The following is a 6022-nucleotide window of genomic DNA, read 5'->3' on the forward strand; positions in this document are numbered from 1 at the left end:
CCGTGCTGGAGTACTTCATCTCCACGCACGGTGCTCGTAAGGGTCTCGCCGACACCGCGCTGCGGACCGCCGACTCGGGTTACCTGACCCGTCGTCTGGTGGACGTCTCGCAGGACGTCATCATCCGCGAAGAGGACTGCGGCACCGACCGGGCGATCCCGATGCAGATCGGCGAGAAGCTGGACGGCAAGCTCGTGGTCCACACCCACGCCGAGACCAGCGTGCACGCCCGTACGCTCGCGGACGACATCAAGGGGCCGGACGGCACCGTGGTGGCCGAGCGCGGTCAGGACATCAACTCCATCGGGGTCGACAAGATCGTCGCCGCTGGTGTGGAGACGGTCCGGGTGCGCAGCGTGCTCACCTGCGAGTCGAAGCTGGGCGTCTGCGCGGCCTGCTACGGCCGGTCGCTGCCGACCGGTAAGTCGGTCGACATCGGCGAGGCGGTCGGCATCATCGCCGCCCAGTCCATCGGTGAGCCCGGTACGCAGCTGACGATGCGTACCTTCCACACCGGTGGTGTCGCGGGTGAGGACATCACCCAGGGTCTGCCGCGTGTTCAGGAGATCTTCGAGGCTCGGGTCCCGAAGGGTAAGGCGCCCATCGCCGACACCCCCGGTCGGATCCGGATCGAGGACGGCGAGCGCTCGCGCAAGATCATCGTGGTGCCGGACGACGGCAGCGAAGAGATCGTCTACGACAAGATCTCGAAGCGGGTCAAGCTCCGTACCCACGACGGCGGTCACGTCGCGGTCGGCGAGAAGCTGACCGAGGGCACCATCGACCCGCACGAGTTGCTGCGGATCATGGGTCCGCGGGCGGTCCAGGTCCACCTGACCAGTGAGGTCCAGGAGGTCTACCGCTCGCAGGGTGTGCTCATCCACGACAAGCACATCGAGATCATCATCCGCCAGATGCTCAAGCGGGTGACGGTCATCGACTCCGGCTCGACCGAGTTCCTGCCGGGTGTGCTCGTCGACCGGGCGCTGTTCGAGTCGGAGAACCGCCGGCTCGTCTCGGAGGGCGGCGAGCCCGCCGCTGGTCGTCCGGTGCTGATGGGTATCACCAAGGCCTCGCTGGCCACCGACTCCTGGCTCTCGGCGGCCTCCTTCCAGGAGACCACCCGGGTGCTGACCGACGCTGCGATCAACTCGCGCAGCGACTCGCTGGTCGGCCTCAAGGAGAACGTGATCATCGGAAAGCTCATCCCGGCCGGTACCGGCATCAGCAAGTACCGCAACGTCCGGGTCGAGCCGACCGAGGAGGCCAAGGCCAAGGTCTACTCGATGACCGGTTACCCGGAGACCGACTACGGGTTCGGGCCGGCCGGCGGGCAGGCCGTGCCGCTGGACGACTTCGACTTCGGGTCGTACCGCTAAGCACCAGTCACACGACGAGGCCCCCGGTGAAAGCCGGGGGCCTCGTCGTGTCCGTGCCAACCCACCGCTTGCGCCGGGTTCGGCATGATGGGGGGATGACGACCGCACCCGGGCAGGTGACCATCGCCCAGCAGGGCGTGCGCCACCCGCTTGACCCGGACCCGGCCCGCGCCACGAAGGCACGGGCGGTCTTCGCGCTGGGCCTGCTCGGCATGCTGACCGGGTTGTTCATCGGTGGCGTGGTGCCGGCCACTGTGGCCCTGCAACTGGCCCGGCAGGCGCGCCGGGAGGCGTACGCCTCGGGGGGTTTCCTGACCGGCGGCGTCTGGCTGCGGCGGGGGGAGTGGATGGCCTGGACCGGCCTGGTGCTGGTCGCGGTCAGCGTCGTGGCCGCTGTGGTCATCGGGGTGGTCCGGTTGGCCGGCGCCCCGTTCGGCCACGACTACCCCGCGAACATGGACTGAGCCACCGGTGGCCGCGCCCGGCGCGGGCGGCGGTGCTGCCGGCGGTAGCCTGGCCGGTGTCCACCGTGTGACGGTGGCGGCCTTTCGACAGGAGGACCTCGTGACGGAACCGGCGCGGCCCCCTGCGGACGAACCGGCCGGTCCGCCGGACGTGCCGGCTCCGCCACCCGAGCCGAGCGACTGGGCGCGACCCGGCCCGAGCGACGAGACCCACCAGCCGGCGTCCACCCCGGGCCCGCAGCCCCCTGCGGCGCCGCCTCCCGGTTGGGGTCCGAACGGCTGGGGCGCCACCGCGACGCCCGGCTCCGACCAGCCGTACCCGGTCTCCAGCGCACCGACCTCCACCCCGCAGGGCTGGGGCCCGCCCACCTCCGGGCCGGGAGTGCCGCCCGGCTGGGGCCCGCCGCCGGCTGGTTCGGGAGTGCCGTACGGCTGGGGCCCGTCCTCGTCCGCACCGGCTGTGCCGCCAGGCTGGGGTCCGTACCCGTCTGCGCCGTCCGCGCCGCCCGGGTGGGGCCCGTCGCCGTCTGCGCCGGTTGCGCCGCACGGCTGGGGCCCGCCGTCGTCCGGGCCCGGGGCGCCGCACGGCTGGCGACCGCCGCCGCCGGGGCACGGCCCCGGGTGGGGTGGCACGCCGGAGCGTTCCGTACCGCCGCCCACCGACGACCAACGCCGGCCGCCGAAGCGGGTGGAGGCGGTTTCGGGTACGCCGTTCGGCGTCGTGCACCTGGACGTGGCACCGGTCACCTCCGGGCTGGCCATCGGGGCGCTGGTTGCGGGGATCGCCTCACTTCTGGTCTCACTGCTGGTGATCTGCTTCGGAGTGGCTTTCAAGAACGACGGCGGGGCCTGGGCCTCCGGGGCGTTCGCCGCGCTGGGTGTGCTGGCCGGCGGGGCGGCGGTCGTCATCGGGCTGCTCGGCCGGCGACAGATCCGGCGGCCGACCGTCCCCTCCGCGGTCCAGTTCACCGGTCGCGGGCTGGCGATGGCCGGGATCAGCTGCGGCGCGGCGGGGGCGCTGCTCAGCCTGCTGGGCCTGGGCCTTGCCCTGCTTCTCACACTGACGTGAGGGTCATCACCGACAGATCCGGCACCTGACGGCGGTTTTCCGCGGAAGGCTTCCGGTCGCCCCGGGGGCGATGGGTGCTTCTGCGGGGAAGCCGGTACACTTGTATTCGTAGGTGCCCATCGCGGGCGACGGGGCAGGACGAGATCCGGCCGGCTGGTGTGAGACAGTCGCCGGGCCATTCCGTTTTGACCTGGGCGGTTGTGGTAGGTACTCTTTCCCCTTGTGCCCGGGCATGCCCGGGCAACTCGTGCGTGCGCTGTTTCCGGCTTACGGACGGCGGTACGACAAGCCAAGGATCCGGAGCGGGGCGACCCGCGCGCCGGTGACAAAACCCGGTACGAACGCGAGAGCGTCGCAACGGGGCCGTGACGAGGGCGACACGCCCGACCGCGGGTGCCGGGGTCTCCGCAAGGCGACCCTGGTCGGAATGTAGGAGAGCCGGTCATCAGGCCGGTTAACGAGCAGACGGCGCGGCCGCGGATGCGGCCGAAGGGAGCGGAGAAACCCGGTGCCCACGATCCAGCAGCTGGTCCGAAAGGGCCGCCAGGCGAAGACGACCAAGACCAAGACCCCGGCGCTGAAGGGTTCCCCTCAGCGGCGCGGCGTGTGCACCCGCGTGTACACCACCACCCCGAAGAAGCCGAACTCGGCGCTGCGCAAGGTCGCTCGCGTGAAGCTCAGCAGCCAGATCGAGGTGACCGCCTACATCCCCGGCGTCGGTCACAACCTGCAGGAGCACTCGATCGTGCTCGTTCGCGGCGGCCGGGTGAAGGACCTCCCCGGCGTGCGTTACAAGATCGTTCGCGGCTCGCTGGACACCCAGGGCGTCCGCAACCGCAAGCAGGCGCGCAGCCGTTACGGCGCGAAGAAGGAGAAGAGCTGACATGCCGCGTAAGGGACCCGCTCCGCGGCGGCCACTGGTCGCTGACCCGGTGTACAACTCGCCGCTGGTCACCCAGCTGGTGAACAAGATCCTGCTCCGTGGCAAGCGTCAGCTCGCCGAGACCATCGTGTACGCGGCCCTCGAGGGCTGCCGCGAGAAGTCCGGCACCGACCCGGTCGTCACCCTCAAGCGGGCGATGGACAACGTCAAGCCGACCCTCGAGGTGCGCAGCCGTCGTGTCGGTGGCGCCACCTACCAGGTTCCGGTCGAGGTCCGCCCGACCCGGGCGACGACCCTGGGCCTGCGCTGGCTGGTCACGTACTCCCGCGCCCGGCGCGAGAAGACCATGGTCGAGCGGCTGATGAACGAGCTGCTGGACGCGAGCAACGGCCTCGGTGCCGCCGTCAAGCGGCGCGAGGACACGCACAAGATGGCCGAGTCGAACAAGGCCTTCGCGCACTACCGCTGGTAACACCCTGGTTCCGGCGCCTCCGGGCGCCGGAACCGCCACCAGTTGTGTCGAGACGACGATAAGTAGGGATTGAAGTGGCCGCCGCAGACGCGCTCGCCAAGGTACGCAACATCGGCATCATGGCGCACATCGATGCCGGTAAGACCACGACCACCGAGCGAATCCTGTTCTACACCGGCATCACGTACAAGATCGGTGAGGTCCACGAGGGCGCTGCCGTCATGGACTGGATGGAGCAGGAGCAGGAGCGTGGTATCACCATCACCTCCGCTGCTACCAAGTGTGAGTGGAAAGACCACACGATCCAGATCATCGACACGCCCGGCCACGTCGACTTCACGGTCGAGGTCGAGCGGTCGCTGCGGGTCCTGGATGGTGCGGTAGCGGTCTACGACGGTGTCGCCGGCGTGGAACCGCAGACGGAGAACGTCTGGCGGCAGGCCGACAAGTACAACGTCCCGCGTATGTGCTTCGTCAACAAGCTCGACCGGACCGGCGCCGACTTCTTCCGCTGCGTGCAGATGATGATCGACCGGTTGAACGCCACCCCGCTGGTGCTCCAGATCCCGATCGGGCTCGAGGGTGACCACATCGGTGTCGTCGACCTGATCGGCATGCGCGCGCTCACCTGGCGTGGGGAGACCCAGAAGGGTGAGGACTACGCGGTCGAGGAGATCCCGGCCGAGCTGGCCGACTCCGCCGCCGAGTGGCGCGAGAAGCTGATGGAGACCCTCGCCGACGTCGACGACGCGGTGATGGAGAAGTACCTGGAGGGCGACGAGATCTCCGTCGAGGAGATCAAGGCCGCCATCCGGCGTGCCACCATCGCCGGCAAGGCCAACCCGGTGCTCTGCGGCTCGGCGTTCAAGAACAAGGGCGTTCAGCCCATGCTCGACGCCGTGGTCGACTTCCTGCCGTCGCCGCTGGACGTTCCGGCGATCGAGGGTACGGCCACCGACGGCGAGACCCCGCTGCTGCGTAAGCCGTCCAACTCGGAGCCCTTTTCCGGTCTGGCCTTCAAGATCCAGACGGACAAGCACCTGGGCAAGCTCACCTACGTGCGGGTCTACTCCGGCACGCTCGATTCCGGTTCCCAGGTGGTCAACTCCACCAAGGACCGCAAGGAGCGCATCGGCAAGATCTACCAGATGCACGCCAACAAGCGGGAAGAGCGTCCGTCGGCGCAGGCAGGCGACATCATCGCCGTGCAGGGTCTCAAGCAGACCACCACCGGCGACACTCTCTCCGACCCGGCGAACCCGGTCATCCTGGAGTCGATGACCTTCCCGGAGCCGGTCATCTCGGTGGCGATCGAGCCGAAGACCAAGTCCGACCAGGAGAAGCTGGGCACCGCCATCCAGCGCCTGGCCGAGGAGGACCCGACCTTCCGCGTCCAGCTGGACGAGGAGACCGGTCAGACGGTCATCTCCGGCATGGGTGAGCTGCACCTGGACATCCTGGTCGACCGGATGCGCCGCGAGTTCAACGTCGAGGCCAACGTCGGCAAGCCGCAGGTGGCGTACCGCGAGACCATCCGCCGCAAGGTGGACAAGGTCGAGTACACCCACAAGAAGCAGACCGGTGGTTCCGGCCAGTACGCCCGCGTGATCGTGAGCGTCGAGCCGCTTCCGCTGGACAACGACTCGCCGACCTACGAGTTCGCCAACGCCGTCAGCGGCGGCCGCATCCCCCGGGAGTTCATCCCCTCGGTGGACGCCGGTGCGCAGGACGCGCTGCAGTACGGCATCCTGGCGG

The 6022-nt window shown here is 69.4% G+C and carries 5 protein-coding genes and 1 pseudogene; all 6 read left to right on the plus strand.

The genetic code is table 11. From position 1 onward, the window contains the following. Positions 1–1379: pseudogene (locus ABZ749_RS27285) on the plus strand (DNA-directed RNA polymerase subunit beta'); the annotation flags it as partial. 95 nt (positions 1380–1474) lie between these two features. Next, entirely contained in the window at positions 1475–1843 is a 369-nt protein-coding gene (locus ABZ749_RS27290) for a hypothetical protein (RefSeq protein ID WP_357232830.1), read from the plus strand. Between the two features lie 688 nt (positions 1844–2531). Continuing rightward, positions 2532–2912, plus strand: coding sequence for a hypothetical protein (locus tag ABZ749_RS27295; RefSeq protein WP_357232834.1), 381 nt, complete (start codon positions 2532–2534; stop codon positions 2910–2912). 508 nt (positions 2913–3420) lie between these two features. Beyond that, positions 3421–3795, plus strand: coding sequence for a 30S ribosomal protein S12 (rpsL, locus tag ABZ749_RS27300; protein WP_007465318.1), 375 nt, complete (start codon positions 3421–3423; stop codon positions 3793–3795). Between the two features lies 1 nt (position 3796). After that, positions 3797–4267: a 30S ribosomal protein S7 gene (rpsG, locus tag ABZ749_RS27305; RefSeq protein WP_030489583.1), complete on the plus strand. Its 471-nt coding sequence runs from the start codon at positions 3797–3799 to the stop codon at positions 4265–4267. A gap of 74 nt (positions 4268–4341) precedes the next feature. Further along, positions 4342–6022, plus strand: a 1681-nt coding sequence (gene fusA, locus ABZ749_RS27310; RefSeq protein WP_357232832.1) for an elongation factor G, incomplete at its 3' end; no start/stop codon positions are given.

The organism is Micromonospora sp. NPDC047753, assembly GCF_040642735.1.
In the GTDB taxonomy this organism is placed as follows: domain Bacteria; phylum Actinomycetota; class Actinomycetes; order Mycobacteriales; family Micromonosporaceae; genus Micromonospora.

Coding starts and splice junctions, on each gene's coding strand:
- ABZ749_RS27290 (WP_357232830.1), top strand. CDS start 1,475: ATGACGACCGCACCCGGGCAGGTGACCATCGCCCAGCAGGGCGTGCGC.
- rpsG (WP_030489583.1), top strand. CDS start 3,797: ATGCCGCGTAAGGGACCCGCTCCGCGGCGGCCACTGGTCGCTGACCCG.